This is a genomic window from Streptomyces sp. NBC_01446, from assembly GCF_026340095.1.
GTDB lineage: Bacteria > Actinomycetota > Actinomycetes > Streptomycetales > Streptomycetaceae > Streptomyces > Streptomyces aureus.
On sequence record NZ_JAPEPO010000001.1, the window covers coordinates 3,531,889 to 3,546,799 of the forward strand.

The 14,911-nt window shown below is 71.8% G+C and carries 17 protein-coding genes and 1 pseudogene; 9 read left to right on the forward strand and 9 right to left on the reverse strand.

The window, feature by feature from the left end; genetic code table 11:
- The first annotated feature begins 20 nt into the window (after positions 1-20).
- Complete coding sequence (locus OG456_RS15685; protein WP_006138897.1) at positions 21-224, forward strand: cold-shock protein; 204 nt, start codon at positions 21-23, stop codon at positions 222-224.
- A 121-nt stretch (positions 225-345) separates the two neighbouring features.
- On the opposite strand, the gene OG456_RS15690 is transcribed toward OG456_RS15685, so the two are convergent.
- On the reverse strand, positions 346-909 hold the full coding sequence (locus OG456_RS15690; RefSeq protein WP_266561374.1) for a helix-turn-helix domain-containing protein: 564 nt from the start codon (positions 907-909) through the stop codon (positions 346-348).
- An 85-nt stretch (positions 910-994) separates the two neighbouring features.
- Here OG456_RS15690 and OG456_RS15695 point away from each other — a divergent pair, with 85 nt between their 5' ends.
- The 3 genes from OG456_RS15695 (at position 995) to OG456_RS15705 (ending at position 3,457) form a co-directional block, all read left to right on the forward strand.
- On the forward strand, positions 995-1,801 hold the full coding sequence (locus tag OG456_RS15695) for an AzlC family ABC transporter permease (protein WP_266561376.1): 807 nt from the start codon (positions 995-997) through the stop codon (positions 1,799-1,801).
- Positions 1,798-2,112: an AzlD domain-containing protein gene (locus tag OG456_RS15700; RefSeq protein WP_266561378.1), complete on the forward strand. Its 315-nt coding sequence runs from the start codon at positions 1,798-1,800 to the stop codon at positions 2,110-2,112. The genes OG456_RS15695 and OG456_RS15700 overlap by 4 nt, the downstream gene beginning before the upstream one ends.
- Positions 2,113-2,407: 295 nt before the next feature.
- Positions 2,408-3,457, forward strand: coding sequence for a hypothetical protein (locus OG456_RS15705; protein ID WP_266561380.1), 1,050 nt, complete (start codon positions 2,408-2,410; stop codon positions 3,455-3,457).
- On the opposite strand, the gene OG456_RS15710 is transcribed toward OG456_RS15705, so the two are convergent.
- On the reverse strand, positions 3,454-4,884 hold the full coding sequence (locus OG456_RS15710; protein ID WP_266561382.1) for an MFS transporter: 1,431 nt from the start codon (positions 4,882-4,884) through the stop codon (positions 3,454-3,456). The genes OG456_RS15705 and OG456_RS15710 overlap by 4 nt on opposite strands.
- A 262-nt stretch (positions 4,885-5,146) precedes the next feature.
- Between OG456_RS15710 and OG456_RS15715 the strand changes: the two genes are divergently transcribed.
- On the forward strand, positions 5,147-6,019 hold the full coding sequence (locus OG456_RS15715) for a helix-turn-helix domain-containing protein (RefSeq protein WP_266561384.1): 873 nt from the start codon (positions 5,147-5,149) through the stop codon (positions 6,017-6,019).
- 103 nt (positions 6,020-6,122) lie between these two features.
- Here OG456_RS15715 and OG456_RS15720 read toward each other — a convergent pair.
- Positions 6,123-6,463, reverse strand: a pseudogene (locus OG456_RS15720) (acetyl-CoA C-acyltransferase); the annotation flags it as partial.
- A 70-nt stretch (positions 6,464-6,533) separates the two neighbouring features.
- Here OG456_RS15720 and OG456_RS15725 point away from each other — a divergent pair.
- Together OG456_RS15725 and OG456_RS15730 are read left to right on the forward strand one after the other, a co-directional pair.
- Positions 6,534-7,847 carry a 3-oxoacyl-ACP reductase gene (locus OG456_RS15725; protein ID WP_266561386.1) on the forward strand — a complete coding sequence of 438 codons (1,314 nt, stop codon included), beginning with the start codon at positions 6,534-6,536 and terminating at the stop codon, positions 7,845-7,847.
- A 5-nt stretch (positions 7,848-7,852) separates the two neighbouring features.
- Complete coding sequence (locus OG456_RS15730; RefSeq protein WP_266561388.1) at positions 7,853-8,695, forward strand: MaoC/PaaZ C-terminal domain-containing protein; 843 nt, start codon at positions 7,853-7,855, stop codon at positions 8,693-8,695.
- Here OG456_RS15730 and OG456_RS15735 read toward each other — a convergent pair.
- From OG456_RS15735 to OG456_RS15745, 3 genes are all read right to left on the reverse strand, one after another.
- Positions 8,675-9,322 carry a TetR/AcrR family transcriptional regulator gene (locus OG456_RS15735; RefSeq protein ID WP_266561390.1) on the reverse strand — a complete coding sequence of 216 codons (648 nt, stop codon included), beginning with the start codon at positions 9,320-9,322 and terminating at the stop codon, positions 8,675-8,677. The two genes, OG456_RS15730 and OG456_RS15735, sit on opposite strands and share 21 nt — an antisense overlap.
- A gap of 127 nt (positions 9,323-9,449) precedes the next feature.
- Positions 9,450-10,796, reverse strand: coding sequence for a dicarboxylate/amino acid:cation symporter (locus OG456_RS15740; protein WP_266561392.1), 1,347 nt, complete (start codon positions 10,794-10,796; stop codon positions 9,450-9,452).
- A 382-nt stretch (positions 10,797-11,178) separates the two neighbouring features.
- Positions 11,179-11,475, reverse strand: a complete 297-nt coding sequence (locus OG456_RS15745; protein WP_116511299.1) for a DUF4229 domain-containing protein — start codon at positions 11,473-11,475, stop codon at positions 11,179-11,181.
- 105 nt (positions 11,476-11,580) lie between these two features.
- Between OG456_RS15745 and OG456_RS15750 the strand changes: the two genes are divergently transcribed.
- Positions 11,581-12,105 (forward strand): GNAT family N-acetyltransferase, encoded by a 525-nt coding sequence (locus OG456_RS15750; protein ID WP_266561395.1) that lies wholly within the window; start codon positions 11,581-11,583, stop codon positions 12,103-12,105.
- 95 nt (positions 12,106-12,200) lie between these two features.
- On the opposite strand, the gene mqnE is transcribed toward OG456_RS15750, so the two are convergent.
- Positions 12,201-13,364 (reverse strand): aminofutalosine synthase MqnE, encoded by a 1,164-nt coding sequence (mqnE, locus tag OG456_RS15755; protein WP_266569267.1) that lies wholly within the window; start codon positions 13,362-13,364, stop codon positions 12,201-12,203.
- An 89-nt stretch (positions 13,365-13,453) separates the two neighbouring features.
- On the reverse strand, positions 13,454-13,909 hold the full coding sequence (locus OG456_RS15760) for an Lrp/AsnC family transcriptional regulator (RefSeq protein WP_266561397.1): 456 nt from the start codon (positions 13,907-13,909) through the stop codon (positions 13,454-13,456).
- A gap of 172 nt (positions 13,910-14,081) precedes the next feature.
- On the opposite strand from OG456_RS15760, the gene OG456_RS15765 reads away from it, so the two are divergent.
- Complete coding sequence (locus OG456_RS15765; protein ID WP_264484737.1) at positions 14,082-14,213, forward strand: hypothetical protein; 132 nt, start codon at positions 14,082-14,084, stop codon at positions 14,211-14,213.
- Here the strand turns inward: OG456_RS15765 and OG456_RS15770 are convergent.
- Entirely contained in the window at positions 14,210-14,890 is a 681-nt protein-coding gene (locus tag OG456_RS15770) for a UbiX family flavin prenyltransferase (RefSeq protein WP_266561399.1), read from the reverse strand. The two genes, OG456_RS15765 and OG456_RS15770, sit on opposite strands and share 4 nt — an antisense overlap.
- Positions 14,891-14,911 lie beyond the last annotated feature (21 nt).

The following is a 14,911-nucleotide window of genomic DNA, read 5'->3' on the forward strand; positions in this document are numbered from 1 at the left end:
CTTTGGCCCAAGGAGGGCTTATGGCTACCGGAACCGTGAAGTGGTTCAACGCTGAAAAGGGCTTTGGCTTCATCGCCCAGGAAGGCGGCGGCCCGGACGTCTTCGTCCACTACTCCGCGATCAACGCAAACGGCTTCCGCTCCCTCGAGGAGAACCAGGCCGTGAGCTTCGACGTCACGCAGGGTCCGAAGGGCCCGCAGGCGGAGAACGTCACCCCCATGTAAGTGGGGCGTCCCCAGGTTTGCCCTTGGGACGTCGTGACTCCGGAACGGATGCAGTACCCAAGGAGCCCCGCTCCGCCAAGTGCCCCGGCACACGGCGGAGACGGGGCTCCTGCCTTTCGGCTCACGCGTACTGCATGACCAGAACGCAGGTCGTACCCGGCTCCAGGGCGCGGCAGGTGTGCGGGACGTCGCCGGGGTACGACATGTAGTCGCCCGGACCGAGTTCGACCGGGTCGTCCTGGGGTCCCGCGAGGACCCGGCCCGTGCCCACCACGATGTGCTCGACGGCGCCCGGCATGTGGGGCTCCGATTCACGGGGCGCGCCGGGCTCGACCTGAAGGAAGTAGAGGTCACGGCGGGAGCCCGGCGGGTTCGGCGAGAGCAGCGTCGCCGCGTAGTCGGCCTGCTCCGACGGAACGGCGACGCCCTGGCCCGCCCTGATGACCTGGACGACGGGGCGCGGCGGGTCGAGCAGCAGACTCGGCGGGACGTCGAGCGCGACGCTCAGCGCCCAGAGGGTCTCCAGACTCGGGTTCCCGCTCGCCGACTCCAGTTGCGAAAGCGTGGACTTGGCGATCCCCGCACGCTTGGCCAGCTCGGACAGGGAGATCCCGGCCCGGCCGCGCTCCCGGCGCAGGGCCGCGGCGATGCGGTCGAGGGGGAGGCGGGGGGTGTCGCCGGCCATGCTGCTCCTACTCACCGTTCGTTCGCTGAGGCGGACCAAAACGTTCGCCTTGACGAACGGGCGGTCTCGTGTCCATTCTACGAGTATGCGTTCGCCACACCGAACAGACAGTCCCCTTGAGCGAACGGTGGCCTCCGTCACGCCCTCGGACCCCGCCGCCGTTCCCGCCCGCGCCGACCGGCGCCTCCTGCGCGACATCGCGCTCGTCTGCCTCGCCGACGCCGTCGTGGGTGTCTCCTTCGGCGCGATCGCGGTCACCGGCGGGCTGCCCGTCTGGGTTCCCGTGCTGATGTCGCTGATCGTCTTCGCCGGATCGGCGCAGTTCAGCACCGTCGCCGTGCTCGCGGCGGGTGGCGGTCCCGTGGCCGCCGCGGCGACCGGGCTGCTGCTCAACACCCGCACGGCGGCGTTCAGTCTGGCCGTCGCCGACGCGCTCGGCCGGTCCTGGCCCGTGCGTCTCGTCGGGGCGCACCTCGTCACCGACGAGACGGCGGCGTTCGTCCTCGCGCAGCGCGATCCCCGGCGGCGCAGGGCGGCGTTCTGGATATCGGGCCTCGGGCTCTTCGCCGCCTGGAACCTCAGCGTGCTCGCCGGGGCGCTCGCGGGCTCCGCACTCGGGGACACCGCCAGGTTCGGCCTGGACGCGGCGTTCCCGGCGGTGCTCCTTGCGCTCGTGCTGCCCGCGCTGCGCGGCTCGGCCGGGGTGCGGCGGGCCGCGGCGGCCGGCGTGGTGATCGCGGTCGCCGCGACGCCGGTGCTGCCCGCGGGGGTGCCGGTCCTGCTGGCGCTGACCGGACTGCTCGTGGCCCGAACGCCCTGGCGGGGAACCCCTTCCCGCACGCCCCGCTCGGGATCCCCTTCCCGTAAGACCTCCCCGGGAGCCCCCTCGTGAACGCCACGCTCGTCGCCGTCCTCGTCCTGGCCGCCGGGACGTACGTCTTCCGGCTCGCCGGGCCCCTGCTGCACGGGCGGGTCGAACTGCCCGCGCGGGTGCAGGAGTTGCTGACCGTAGGGGCGACCGTGCTGCTGGTGGGTCTGCTCGCGACGGGGGCGCTGACCGAGGGGCACGGCTTCGCCGGGTGGGCGCGGCCCGCCGGAGTGCTGGCCGGCGGGGTGCTCGCGTGGCGGAAGGCGCCCTTCGCCGTCGTCGTGGTGGGCGCCGCCGCGACGACGGGCCTCCTGCGGCTCGCGGGCGTGCCGTAGCGGCCACGCGAGTACGTCAATCCGTTCCGGATCGGGCGGGTAACGCCTCCAACTCGCTCCCGGTCGGGCACGTTCGGCAACCTACGAACAGATAGCGGTTCCGATCGGTCGCGCAGACCGGCGTCGGACGAACCGCCGCTACTGTGATCGGCCCGCGTCACCGACCGGACCCCGCGCAGAGGACAGGTGTGCCGATCCCTGCGCACGCACCTGTGCCGGGGACCGCCCGCCCGGCACATGCTGGCCGCATCCGACCGGAACGCAGCAAGAGGCAGCACGACGGAGGCACCAGAACATGCCGGAGCTCCTGCACACCCGGGCCGTGGGACTCGTCGGCCGGGGCGGCGCCGCGGCCGCGCTCGAAGGGCTGCTGCGCGCGGAGCGCCTGGTGACGGTCGCCGGGCCGGGCGGCGTCGGCAAGAGCGCGCTCGCCGCCGAAGTCGTCCGGCGCCTGCGCCGCGAGCCCTGGTCCGCCAAGGGCACCGCCGATCTGGCCACGCTCGACATCCCCGGGCTCGTGCCGCACGCGCTCGCCCGCGCCCTGCGCATCGACGGCGATCCCGCGGTGCCGCAACTCCCCGCGCTGGCCGCCGCGATCGGGCGGCGCCCGGTGCTCCTCGTCGTCGACACCTGCGAGCGGCAGGCCGAGGAGTGCGCCGCCACGCTGCTGCACCTCGTACAGGCGTGCCCGGAGCTGCGCGTCCTCGCCACCAGCAGGGTCCCACTGGACACCCCGGTCACGTTCCCGCTGCCCCCGCTCACCCCCGGCGACGCGGCCCGCCTGCTCAGGACGGCCGCGCGGGCACTCGGCGCGCCGGGGGACCCGGACGCCGAGCCGGTCCGCCGCGTCTGCGCGGCACTCGGCGGTCTGCCGCTCGCCCTGCGCATCGCGGCGGGCCAGCTGAAACGCCACGACGCCGACGACCTGCTGTCGCTCATCGGCCGCCCGGAGCACCTGCTCGACCTGCCCGCCCCGATGCCCGGACTGCCGCACCGGCTGCGCACGCTGCGCGCCTCGCTGCGCTGGAGCCAGCGGCTCTGCCCGCCCGGCGAACGGCTGCTGTGGGCGCGGGCCTCCGTCTTCACGGGGCCTTTCACCCTGTCCGACACGGTGACGGTGTGCGCGGACGACCGGCTGCCGCCCGACGAGCTCGCCCACGCCTTCGAGGAGCTCGCGGCCCACTTCCTGTTCACACCCGAGCCGTCGATCCCCGGCGCCTTCCGCATGACGGCGGCCACGCGCGCGTACGGCAAGCATCTGCTGGAACGGCTGGGCGAGGACGCCGAGTTCCGGCGGCGGTGCCTGGCGCACTGCCTGCGCAACGCGCCCTCCGCCCCGTCCTAGCCCTCCTTCTTCCTGGGCAGGGCCCAGGCCGCCAGCGCCGCCGTCACGCACAGGAGGCCGCCCGCGACGATCAGGCTCGTCCGCATGCCCCCGAGCGAGAAGCCGTCACCGGCGCCGCCCGCGATCAGCGAGCCGAAGAGGGCGACGGCGAGGGCGCCGCCGGTCTGGCGGAACGCGTTCAGGAGGCCGGAGGCCGTGCCCGCGCGGGCCGCCGGAACGCTGTCCATGAGCAGGGCGGTGAGCGCGGGGACCGCGAACGCGCCGCCCATGCCCGTCGGGACGAGCAGGAGCAGGATCAGCCAGACCGGGGTGTGCGCGGCCAGCGGCAGCAGGCAGAACATGCCGAGGGCGAGGACGGCCTGCCCGGTCACGATGACGGGACGGCGGCCGAAGCGCTCGGCCATCGGCGGGGAGACGAGGTTGGTCGACGTGATGATCGCGGCCAGCGGTACGAACATGAGGCCCGCCTCGGTGCCGGACATGCCGCGCAGTTGCTGGTAGTAGAGGCCGAGCAGGAAGATCGTGCCGTAGAAGGCGACGTTGACGGCGAAGCCGATGGCGAGGGACACGCTCACGTCGCGCCGCCGCAGCAGCGGCAGCGGGACCATGGGCGCGCGGTGGCGCTTCTCGGCGGCGAGGAAGGCGAGCGCCCCGGCGACGGCCACGGCGAGTGCCGCGAGGACGGACGGGGCGGTCCAGCCCGCGTGGCCGCCCTCGATGACCGCGAAGGCGAGCCCGGCGAGCGCGAGGACGGCGGTGACCTGGCCGGCCAGGTCGAGCGGGGCGGGACGGCGCGGGGAGCGCGGGACACGGGCGAGGAGGGCCAGGATCAGGGCGCCCACCGGCAGGTTCAGGAAGAAGACGGCGCGCCAGCCTGCGGCCTCGGTGAGTATGCCGCCGAGGACGGGGCCGACGGCCATGGCGACCGAACCGCCCACTGTCCACAGGGCGATGGCCCGTGCGCGGTGGCGCGCGTCCTCGTAGGCCTGGCGGATCAGCGCGAGCGAGGCCGGCATCACGATGGCCGCGGCGCCGCCCTGGACGACACGGGCCGCGACGAGCGTGCCGATGCCGGGCGCGAGAGCGCAGGCGAGCGAGGCGAGGGTGAACAGTCCGACGCCCCAGGCGTAGGCGCGCCGCGCACCGGCCCGGTCGGCGAGCGCCCCGGCGGAGAGCATGAGCGCGGCGAACATCAGGGTGTACGCGTCGACGATCCACTGGAGCCCGGTGATGCCGCCGTGCAGGGACGTACGGATGGCGGGGAGGGCGATGTTCACCGCGGACACGTCGATGGAGATGACGGTGAAGCCGAGGAGTGCGGCGACGAGGGCGAAGCCGGACGCCTGTGCGGGTGCCGGCGAACCAACCACCGGTCTGCGGACGCGGGTCGGGTTCCGCTGGTCGGAGCGGGTGGCGACGGACGGCATTCGGGGCTCCTCGGGTGGAGAAACGGGTGGGCGACGTGGTCCGTCGGTCCTTCCCGGCAAGGCTTCGTGCGGGCGGCTTCGGCAACCGCGGCCGCGGCCCGGTGTCGTGCACCCCCTGGGTCCGCGGTGGCCTCGCCGCCCGCAACGGGTCCAACTCTGCGCGGTGTTGGCGCGAGGTGGCAGGGCGCCGTTCACCGGGGCGCGCTGTTCCTGGTCCTGACACGGCCCCCCACAGACCTCGCCGAGCGGGGACAATGGAGGTATGGCTGGTGGAGCGACGAACGACGGCACTGAACTGGGCAGATATCTCAAGGCGCGGCGCGCGCTCGTGAGCCCGGCGGACGCAGGGCTGCCCGCGGGCGCGGGTATCCGGCGGACGCCGGGCCTGCGCCGCGAGGAGCTGGCGACGCTCGCCGGCGTCAGCGTCGACTACTACACGCGCCTGGAGCGAGGCCGCGAGACGAACCCCTCCACGGCCGTGATCGACGCCATCAGCCGCGCCCTGCGGCTGTGCGGCGACGCGCACGAGCGCCTCCACGACCTGGCCGAGCTGGCCTCGGGCCGCCTCACCGAGCCGCACCCCACGACCGACCGCACGGTGCGCGATTCGGTCCTGCGGGTCCTGGAGGCGCTGAGTCCGCTGCCCGCGTACGTGGTGAGCCCGCACAACTACGTGCTGGCGGCGAACCCGGCGGGCCGCCGCCTCCTGCCCGGCCTGTGGGACTGGCCGGACGAGGAGCGCAACATCACGCGGTATCTGTTCCTGCACCCCGTGGGCCGCGTCCTCTACGTCCCCTGGGAGGAGACGGTCGCCCAGTCGGTGGCGCACCTGCGCGCGGTGGGCGGCAAGGACCCGAACTCGCCGGAGCTGGCCGCCCTCGTCGGTGAACTCGTCCTGAAATCCCCGGAGTTCGCGAAACTCTGGGACCGTTACGAGGTCCTTGAGCGCGGCGGCGGCACCAAGACGTTCGCGCACCCCAAGGTCGGCCGGATGACCCTCACCTTCGAGGTCATGCAGCTGGCCCGCACGGGCGGCCAGCGCCTCGTCACGTATCAGGCCGAGCCCGGCAGCCCGGACGAGGCGGCGATGCTCCGCCTGGACCCGGCGGCCCGCCCGGACCGCCGGGAGCCCTGAACTCCCTTACTCCTCAAGCGCGTTCGAATATCGCGGCGACGCCCTGCCCGCCGGCGGCGCATCGAGATCAGTCCACGGGAGAGGGCGTCGCGTTCGCTCAGGACTTGTTGGCAGCTGCGATCACGGCCTGGAACCCGGTGCCGCAGGCCTGCTGGATGTCGTACGCCGGAGTGCGCGGGTCGAGTGCGGAGCCGAGAGCGTCTCGCGCGCGAGGGCGAAGTCGCGGCTGTGCTGGAGGACGGCTCCGGCGACGAACTCGCCGACGGCGCCCGGAGCCCGGAGGCCGTAGCGCGTGGCGAGGCCGTCGAGGGCCGCGGTCAGCATGTCCTGGTTCGAGGTGGTCGCGTAAGGGCCGTCGGAGCGGGCGAACGAGATGCGGCTGCCGCCGACGACCGCGACGCGGCGCGGCAGATCTGCGCGCACTCGGCGGTCTGGGCGTTCCATCTCGACCAACTCCTGACTGTTCAGTAACCTTACTCAGAAGTAAATTACCGACCGAGCAGGGAGTCGGACAATGGCCGACCGCTATCTGAACTTCACCGGCACGGCCCCGGGCCGCTTCCTGACCCGCCGCCTGGGCCTCCCCCAGCCCGCACAGCTGCACCGCTGGACACCCGAACGGCCGGCGCTGGCCGGCCCGTTGCTCCATCTCACGGCGGGCGAGTCCGGGCACACGGCGGAGCTCGCGGGGCTGCTGGCGCGCACCGGCGCCGACGTACGGGCGGCGGCCGAGCGCCCCGCCGCGATCGTCCTCGACGCCACCGCGGTCACGGGCATTGCCACGCTCGCCGAGGTGCACGCGGCCCTGCACCCGGTCGCGCGCTCGGTCGCGCCCAGTGGCCGCATCGTGGTGCTCGGCGCCCCGCTCTCCCGCGACGACCACCACCAGGCCGCCGCCCAGCAGGCGATCGAAGGGTTCGCGCGCTCCCTCGGCAAGGAGATCGGCCACGGCCGCACCGTCACCCTCGTACGCGTCGAAGGGCCCGTGGCAGCCGCCGAGTCGACCCTCCGCTTCCTCCTGTCCCCCAAGTCCGCGTACGTCAGCGGCCAGGTGATCGAGGTCGCGGCCGGCGACACCACCGCCCCCGCCGACTGGGCGCGCCCCCTGGCCGGCCGCACGGCCCTGGTCACGGGCGCCGCCCGCGGCATCGGCGAGGCGGTGGCAGAGGTCCTCGCGCGAGACGGGGCCCGCCTGATCCTCCTGGACGTGCCGTCCGCACAGGCCGATCTCGAGGCCCTTGCGGCCCGCCTCGACGCGACCGCGCTGCCCCTCGACATCACGTCCCCCGACACGGCCGAGCGGATCACGCACGCCGTCCCCGCCCTGGACACCCTGGTCCACAACGCGGGCATCACCCGGGACCGCACCCTCGCCAAGATGCCCGCCGACCGCTGGGCCACGGTCCTCGACGTGAACCTCGCGAGCGTCCTGACCACCACGGACGCCCTGCTCAAGTCCGGCACGCTCAGCCGCGGCGGCCGCGTCGTCGCCACCGCGTCCATCGCCGGTCTCGCGGGGAACGCGGGCCAGACGAACTACGCGGCAAGCAAGGCGGGCATCGCCGGACTGACCCGCTCCCTCGCCCCCAAGGCGCTCGCCGAACACGGCGTCACGGTCAACGCGGTGGCGCCCGGCTTCATCGAGACGAAGATGACGGCCGCCGTCCCCCTGTTCATCCGCGAGGCGGGCCGCCGCATGAACTCCCTCGGACAGGGCGGGCTCCCGGTGGACGTGGCGGAGACGACGGCCTGGCTCGCCCACCCCGCCTCCGGCGCCGTCAACGGCCAGGTCGTCCGCGTCTGCGGCCAGAGCCTGCTGGGGGCCTGACGACCATGACGACCGTCACGCTCACCGCCGCCCCGTCCCTGCCTCCGCTCCTGGCCCGCGGCGCCCTGCTCTCACCCCTCAAGCGCCCGGGCCCCGGCGCCGAGGCCCCCGCGACCCGCCTGGTCCTGCCGGCCGCCCGCGCCGACCGTACCCGCCTGGCCGCGTATCGCGAGGTGTGCGGCTTCGCCCCGGACCAGGCCGCACTCCCGGTCACGTATCCGCACGTCCTCGGCTTCCCCCTGGCGATGCGGATCATGGCCGAGCGGCGCTTCCCGCTCCCCCTGCTCGGCCTCGTCCACACCTCCATCACCGTCACCCAAGGGCACGATCTGCCGGTCGACGAGGCGTACGAACTCTCCGTATATGTAAAGGAGTTGGCGCCCCACCGGCGCGGTACAGAGGCCACGGTCGTCACCGAGCTGCGGTCGGGCGACACACGCGCGTGGACCTCGACCAGCACCTACCTGGCGCGCCACCGCACCGACACACCCGCCGCGGCGGCGGCAGAGGAGCGCCCCGAGCCGCTGCCCGCCGTGGCCGAATGGAAGCTGCCCGCCGACCTGGGCCGCCGCTACGGCGCCGCGTCCGGCGACCGCAACCCCATCCATCTGCACCCGCTCACGGCCCGCCTCTTCGGCTTCCCGCGCGCCATCGCGCACGGCATGTGGACGGTCGCCCGCTGTCTCGCCGAACACGGCGCGGACGGCGAGGTGCAGGTACGCGCCGCGTTCAAGGCCCCCGTACTCCTGCCGGCGACCGTGACCTACGCGTCCCGGGGGCCCGCCTTCGAGCTCCGCTCGGCGCGCACCCATGTCACGGGCGAGGTGCTACGCGCCGGGGGCGGGTGACCAGCGCCGGCCCTCCATCAGGTTCCCGAGGCCCGACCAGGCGAAGTTCATCAGCGTGGCCGCGGCCTCCTTGGCCGTGACCGACGGGTCCGTGACGGCCCAGCCGGCCAGCGCCTCCGCGGCCCCGACCAGTGCCTGCGCGAGCCCGGCGACCTCGCGGTCGGGCAGCGCGGGATCGCCGTGCGCCTCCCGGGCCGCCGCGGCGATCAGCCCGGTCACGAACGCGACGATCTCCTCCCGCATGGCCGTGACCTCGACGGCGAACGGCTCACCGCCCGTCCGCGCGTGGCTGTGCAGAACGGCCCAGCCGTCGGGGTTGTGCGCCGTGTGCGTGAAGAACGCCCGGAGCCCGTCCCACAGCTGCCGGTCGGCTCCCCCGTCGCCGGAGACACCCGCGCGTACGGCAGCGACCAGGGCCGCCGACTCGCGCTGGATGCACGCCGAGAAGAGCTCTTCCTTGGAGTTCAGATAGAGGTACACCAGCGGTTTCGACACCCCGGCGAGCTCCGCGATGTCGTCCATCGACGCGGCCCGGTACCCACGCTCCCCGAACACCCGCACCGCCGCGTCGAGCATCTGACGCTCCCGAACGGCCCGCGGCATCCGCTTGGCCCTCACTTCGCCCACCCCGGCCGCCCGCCTCTCTCCACACCGCGTCCGCCCGCAAGCGTAGCCACCACAACGCACACACCCCGCACCACGACCGGAGGAAAACCGGCGGGTGCGGGGTGCGGACGGGTACGAGCCTGGGGACTCAGGCGGCGGCGCCCACCGCCTGAGGCTCGTCCTGCAACTGGCTCTCGGCCGCGAGCTCCTCGACGGGAGACGCGGTGGCGTTGTCGTACTTCACCCGGTCCAGGATGTTCTCGCGGGCGGCCACGATGACCGGCACGAGCGCCTGGCCTGCAACATTCGTGGCGGTGCGCATCATGTCCAGGATCGGGTCGATGGCGAGGAGCAGACCCACGCCCTCCATCGGGAGGCCGAGCGTCGACAGGGTCAGCGTCAGCATGACCGTGGCACCGGTCAGTCCGGCGGTCGCGGCGGAGCCGATCACCGAGACGAACGCGATGAGCAGGTACTCCTTGATGCCGAGCTGTACGTCGAAGATCTGCGCGACGAAGATCGCGGAGATCGCCGGGTAGATCGCGGCGCAGCCGTCCATCTTGGTCGTCGCGCCGAACGGCACGGCGAAGGAGGCGTAGTTGCGCGGGACGCCGAGGCGCTCGGCGGACTGCTGGGTGACGGGCATCGTGCCGACGGAGGAGCGGGAGACGAAGGCCAGCTGGATCGCGGGCCAGGCGCCCTTGAAGAACTGGAGCGGGTTCAGCTTGGCGACGGTCGCGAGGAGCAGCGGGTAGACGCCGAAGAGGACCAGGGCGCAGCCGACGTAGATGTCGATCGTGAACGTCGCGTAGTTGCCGAGGAGGTCCCAGCCGTACTGGACGATGGCGCGGCCGATGAGGCCGGCGGAGCCGATCGGGGCGAGCAGGATGACCCACCACAGGGCCTTCTGCAGCAGTTCGAGCACCGACTCGGACAGGGAGAGGATCGGCTGGGCCTTCGGGCCGATCTTCAGGATGGCGACACCGGCGACGACCGCCATGAAGACGATCTGCAGGACGTTGAGCTCGGTGAACGGCGTGACGACATCGGTCGGGACGATGCCGGTCAGGAAGTCCAGCCAGGAGCCTGCGTGGTCGGGCTTGGAGCCGTCGGCCGGGGTGAGGTTCGAGCCGTTGCCCGGGTTGGTGATCAGGCCGATCGCGAGGCCGATGACGACCGCGATCAGCGAGGTGATCATGAACCAGAGGAGGGTACGGCTGGCGAGCCGCGCGGCGTTGTTGACCTTCCGCAGGTTGGTGATGGACACCAGGATCGCGAAGAAGACCAGCGGGGCCACGGCCAGCTTCAGGAGCTGGATGAAGATGCCGCCGACCTTGTCGAGGGTCGTGGCGAGCCAGGACACGTCGTAGGTGCGGGCGACGTAGCCGAGCACGAGGCCGACGACGAGGCCGAGCAGGACCTGGGCCCAGAAGGGTATGGGTATCCGGAAGCGGGGCTTCTGCTTCTCGGACGCGGACGCGGTGTTCGCGGACACGGACACACTCCAGTGATGACGCGCGGGTGGGGTCGGACGTAAGGAAGCGGCCACCGCGGGAGGAAGAACCAGGGGCGCCGCTGCATCGGGGGTCGCTTCAGAGGCGACAGGCCGCGGACATGCAACGGCAGAGATCGACATGCAGGCGCGCCACGAGCGGAACGCTCAGGGGCATGCGGGCTGCGGATGTCTTCATGACAATCACGTTAACACTCATGCTTTGAGAACATCAAAGGGGTTCTTTGGGACAGAAATGACCTCTCTATGGCCCTTGGGCCTGGAAAACGCAGGTGGCCCCGGCATCGAGCGATGCCGGGGCCACCTGCGCTGTGACGAAGCTTACGAGTCCCTTACATGGGACTTCGGGTTCGGACGAGGCGCGTTACGAGGCGCTCTGCGCGCGGGCCGCGTCGTCCGCGAGGTCCTCCTGCGTGCGATTGCGCTCGTAGTTGGCCTTCGTGCGGTCGACGCGCTCGACGATCTGGACCGAGGCCCGGTCGCGCTCCTTGCGCAGCACGACGTAGCTGATGGGCGCGGAGATGACGAGACCGAGCAGGGCGATCCACAGGAAGTACGAGCTGCCGGCACCGCGGGGCACGATGCCCGTCGAGGCGAGGCCCCAGACGACAAGGAAGCAGCCCGCGAAGATCCCGAAGCGCATCAGCGTGTAGCGGAGCATGTCAATCCACTCTTCCGTTCCGAATCGGTCCTACGCACGTCCAGTGAAGCATGCGGCCCCCGAAGGGCATTGAGCGGTACCGCAAGTAATGGCTAGAGTGACCCAATGACCCTTACGTTTCAGTTGGACCCGCAAATCGGACCGGCGCTGCGGGACGACGTCCTCGCGCTCTGGGCCGACGTGTCCAACGCGGGCGGAGCGGTCGGCTTCGTCCCGCCCGTCACCACCGAGGACATACGCCCCGAGCTGGTCAGGCACCTCGCCGCGATGGCAGAGGGCCGCACCCGGCTCCTGGTCGGACGCGACGAGGAGGGCACCGTAGCGGCGACGGCCTTCTTCACGTACAACCAGCACCGCCTGCAGAAGCACTACATCTGGCTGTACACGGTGATGGTCCACCCGCGGTACCAGGGCAAGGGGTACGGGCGGGAGCTGATGGCCGCAGCGGCCGACGCCGCCCGCGCCTTCGACGGCATCGAGGCGATCCGGCTCACCTGCCGCGGCGGCACCGGCGCCGACCGCTTCTACGCGGCGTGCGGCTACAAGGAGGTCGGCCGCGTCCCGGGCGCGATCCGGGTGGCCCCCGGCGACGACCGCGACGACATCACGATGCTGCTGCCGGTGGCCTGACCCACGGAGGGCGATACGGGAAGAGGGGCCCTGCCACCGGCCGGAACCCCTCTTCGTCGTCACGCCTGCCGCCAAAGACGTTGTCGGCGACGTCGTCAGACGCGCATCGCCTGCGGCGTCTCACGACGCGCCGGGTCCGGGCCGTCGTACTCGCGGATGATCTCGTACCGGGTGTTCCGCTCGACGGGCCGGAAGCCGGCGTCGCGGATCAGGTCGAGCAGGTCCTCGCGGGTCAGCTTGTTCGGCGTCCCGTAGTTGTCCGCGTCGTGCGTGATCTTGTACTCGACGACCGAGCCGTCCATGTCATCGGCGCCGTGCTGGAGCGCGAGCTGGGTGGTCTGCACGCCGTGCATGACCCAGAAGCACTTCACGTGCGGCACGTTGTCGAACAGGAGCCGGGAGACCGCGAAGGTCTTGAGCGCCTCGGCGCCGGTCGCCATGGTCGTACGCGCCTGGAGGCGGTTACGGACCTTGCCGTCCTTCATGTCGACGAAGTCGTGCTGGTAGCGCAGCGGGATGAAGACCTGGAAACCGCCGGTCTCGTCCTGGAGTTCACGCAGGCGCAGCACGTGGTCGACGCGGTGACGGGGCTCCTCGATGTGCCCGTACAGCATCGTCGACGGGGTCTTGAGACCCTTCTCGTGCGCGAGGCGGTGGATCCGCGACCAGTCCTCCCAGTGGGTGGCGTGGTCGACGATGTGCTGCCGGACCTCCCAGTCGAAGATCTCGGCGCCTCCGCCGGTCAGCGACTCCAGACCGGCGTCGATCAGCTCGTCGAGGATCTCGGAGGCGGAGAGCCCGGAGATCGTCTCGAAGTGGTGGATCTCCGTCGCCGTGAACGCCTTCAGCGCGACGTCCGGCAGCGCCTCCTTGAGGGCCTTCAGGGAGCGCGGGTAGTAGCGCCAGGGCAGCGTCGGGTGCAGGCCGTTGACGATGTGCAGCTCGGTGAGGTTCTCGTTCTCCATCGCCTTGGCGAGGCGGACGGCCTCCTCGATGCGCATCGTGTACGCGTCCTTCTCGCCCGGCTTGCGCTGGAACGAGCAGTACGCGCACGAGGCGGTGCACACGTTCGTCATGTTGAGGTGGCGGTTGACGTTGAAGTGGACGACGTCGCCGTTCTTGCGCGTGCGCACCTCGTGGGCGAGCCCGCCCAGCCAGGCCAGGTCGTCCGACTCGTACAGCGCGATGCCGTCCTCACGGGACAGCCGCTCGCCGTCCCGCACCTTCTGCTCCAGCTCGCGCTTGAGCCCTACGTCCATTGCCATTGCTCCTCACCAAAGACTGCGGCCAACCGTACTCCCCCACCCTTCGGGCGGGAGGGCCCCCATCAGGCACTTCGTGCCCGCCTCTACTCCCCCTCAGGCAGCTCCCCCACCCGGTTCTCCCACTTGGTGGACAGCACGATCGTGGTGCGCGTGCGCGAGACGCCCTTCGTGCCGCTGAGCCGGCGGATGGTGCGCTCCAGGCCGTCCACGTCGCCGACCCGCACCTTGAGCATGTACGAGTCGTCGCCCGCGATGAACCAGCAGTCCTCGATCTCGTACAGGTCCTTGAGCCGGCGTGCCACGTCCTCGTGGTCGGCGGCGTCGGAGAGCGAGATGCCGATCAGGGCGGTGACCCCGAGACCGAGCGAGGGCGAGTCGACGGTCGCGCGGTAGCCGGTGATGACACCGGCCGCCTCCAGGCGGTTGATGCGGTCGGTGACGCTGGGCCCGGACAGGCCTACGAGGCGTCCCAGCTCGGCATACGAGGCGCGGCCGTTCTCGCGCAGGGCCTGAATGAGCTGCCTGTCCACGGCGTCCATGGGTCCATGCCTTTCATTATTCTGCGTTGACGCGAGTTTACGTGTAGAATCTAAGGCGTTCAGGGCGTTGCCCCTGTGAATCTTTTAGCCGAAACCCGGTTTCGCCTTCGGCTTCCCTACCAAGCGATCTTCGACTACCGATCAAAGACGATCATTCAGGAGTGTTGTCACCGTGTACACGATCGAGATGGCCTACGCCCGTATGCGCGAGCTGCAGGACCAGGCCAACCGCTCGCGTGCCCACCAGTCCGCCGTCGAGGCGCGTACCGCTGAGAAGCGGGCCGCGCGCGCCAAGAAGCGCTAACGGTCCGGAGAGCCGCCCCCGAGCTCTCCCTCCCACCGGCGGTAGAGCCGATGCGGCACCCCTGCCGCGTCGAGCGCCCGCCCGGCGACGAAGTCCACCAGATCCTGGATGTGCGTCGCCCCCGCGTAGAACGCCGGAGAGGCGGGCAGCACCACAGCGCCCGCCTCGTCCAGCGCCACCAGATGCTTCAGCGTCTGTCCGTTCAGCGGCGTCTCGCGCACCGCGACGACCAGCCTGCGCCCCTCCTTGAGCGTCACGCTCGCCGCGCGCTGGAGCAGATCCTTCGACAGGCCGAGCGCCACGCCCGCCACGCACGCCGTGGACGCGGGCACGATGATCATGCCCTTCGCCGGATACGACCCGGACGACGGTCCCGCCGCCAGATCTCCGGCGGACCAGTACCTGACCCGGTCGAGAGCGGCGCCCACCGCGAACGTGTCCGGCTTCCCGTCCGCCCCGCGCGCCAGCCACTCCCCCAGGTCCTGACGCCAGTGCGCGTCCCGGAAGGCGAGACCCGTCTCGTCGAGCAGCGTCAGCCGCGAGGCACGCGAGACGACGAGGTCCACACTCTCCCCCGCGTCGAGCAGCGCGCGCAGAACCGCGGCGGCATACGGGGTCCCCGACGCGCCGGACACCCCCACGATCCAAGGCCGGCGCCCAATTTCTCCTGCGGTCATGCCATCGAGCCTATCCGGCAC

Excerpts from the sequence above, each read along its gene's own strand:
- OG456_RS15685 (WP_006138897.1), top strand. The coding sequence starts at position 21 with ATGGCTACCGGAACCGTGAAGTGGTTCAACGCTGAAAAGGGCTTTGGC.
- OG456_RS15690 (WP_266561374.1), bottom strand. The coding sequence starts at position 909 with ATGGCCGGCGACACCCCCCGCCTCCCCCTCGACCGCATCGCCGCGGCC.
- OG456_RS15695 (WP_266561376.1), top strand. The coding sequence starts at position 995 with ATGCGTTCGCCACACCGAACAGACAGTCCCCTTGAGCGAACGGTGGCC.
- OG456_RS15705 (WP_266561380.1), top strand. The coding sequence starts at position 2,408 with ATGCCGGAGCTCCTGCACACCCGGGCCGTGGGACTCGTCGGCCGGGGC.
- OG456_RS15710 (WP_266561382.1), bottom strand. The coding sequence starts at position 4,884 with ATGCCGTCCGTCGCCACCCGCTCCGACCAGCGGAACCCGACCCGCGTC.
- OG456_RS15715 (WP_266561384.1), top strand. The coding sequence starts at position 5,147 with ATGGCTGGTGGAGCGACGAACGACGGCACTGAACTGGGCAGATATCTC.
- OG456_RS15725 (WP_266561386.1), top strand. The coding sequence starts at position 6,534 with ATGGCCGACCGCTATCTGAACTTCACCGGCACGGCCCCGGGCCGCTTC.
- OG456_RS15730 (WP_266561388.1), top strand. The coding sequence starts at position 7,853 with ATGACGACCGTCACGCTCACCGCCGCCCCGTCCCTGCCTCCGCTCCTG.
- OG456_RS15745 (WP_116511299.1), bottom strand. The coding sequence starts at position 11,475 with ATGCTCCGCTACACGCTGATGCGCTTCGGGATCTTCGCGGGCTGCTTC.
- OG456_RS15750 (WP_266561395.1), top strand. The coding sequence starts at position 11,581 with ATGACCCTTACGTTTCAGTTGGACCCGCAAATCGGACCGGCGCTGCGG.
- mqnE (WP_266569267.1), bottom strand. The coding sequence starts at position 13,364 with ATGGACGTAGGGCTCAAGCGCGAGCTGGAGCAGAAGGTGCGGGACGGC.
- OG456_RS15760 (WP_266561397.1), bottom strand. The coding sequence starts at position 13,909 with ATGGACGCCGTGGACAGGCAGCTCATTCAGGCCCTGCGCGAGAACGGC.
- OG456_RS15770 (WP_266561399.1), bottom strand. The coding sequence starts at position 14,890 with ATGACCGCAGGAGAAATTGGGCGCCGGCCTTGGATCGTGGGGGTGTCC.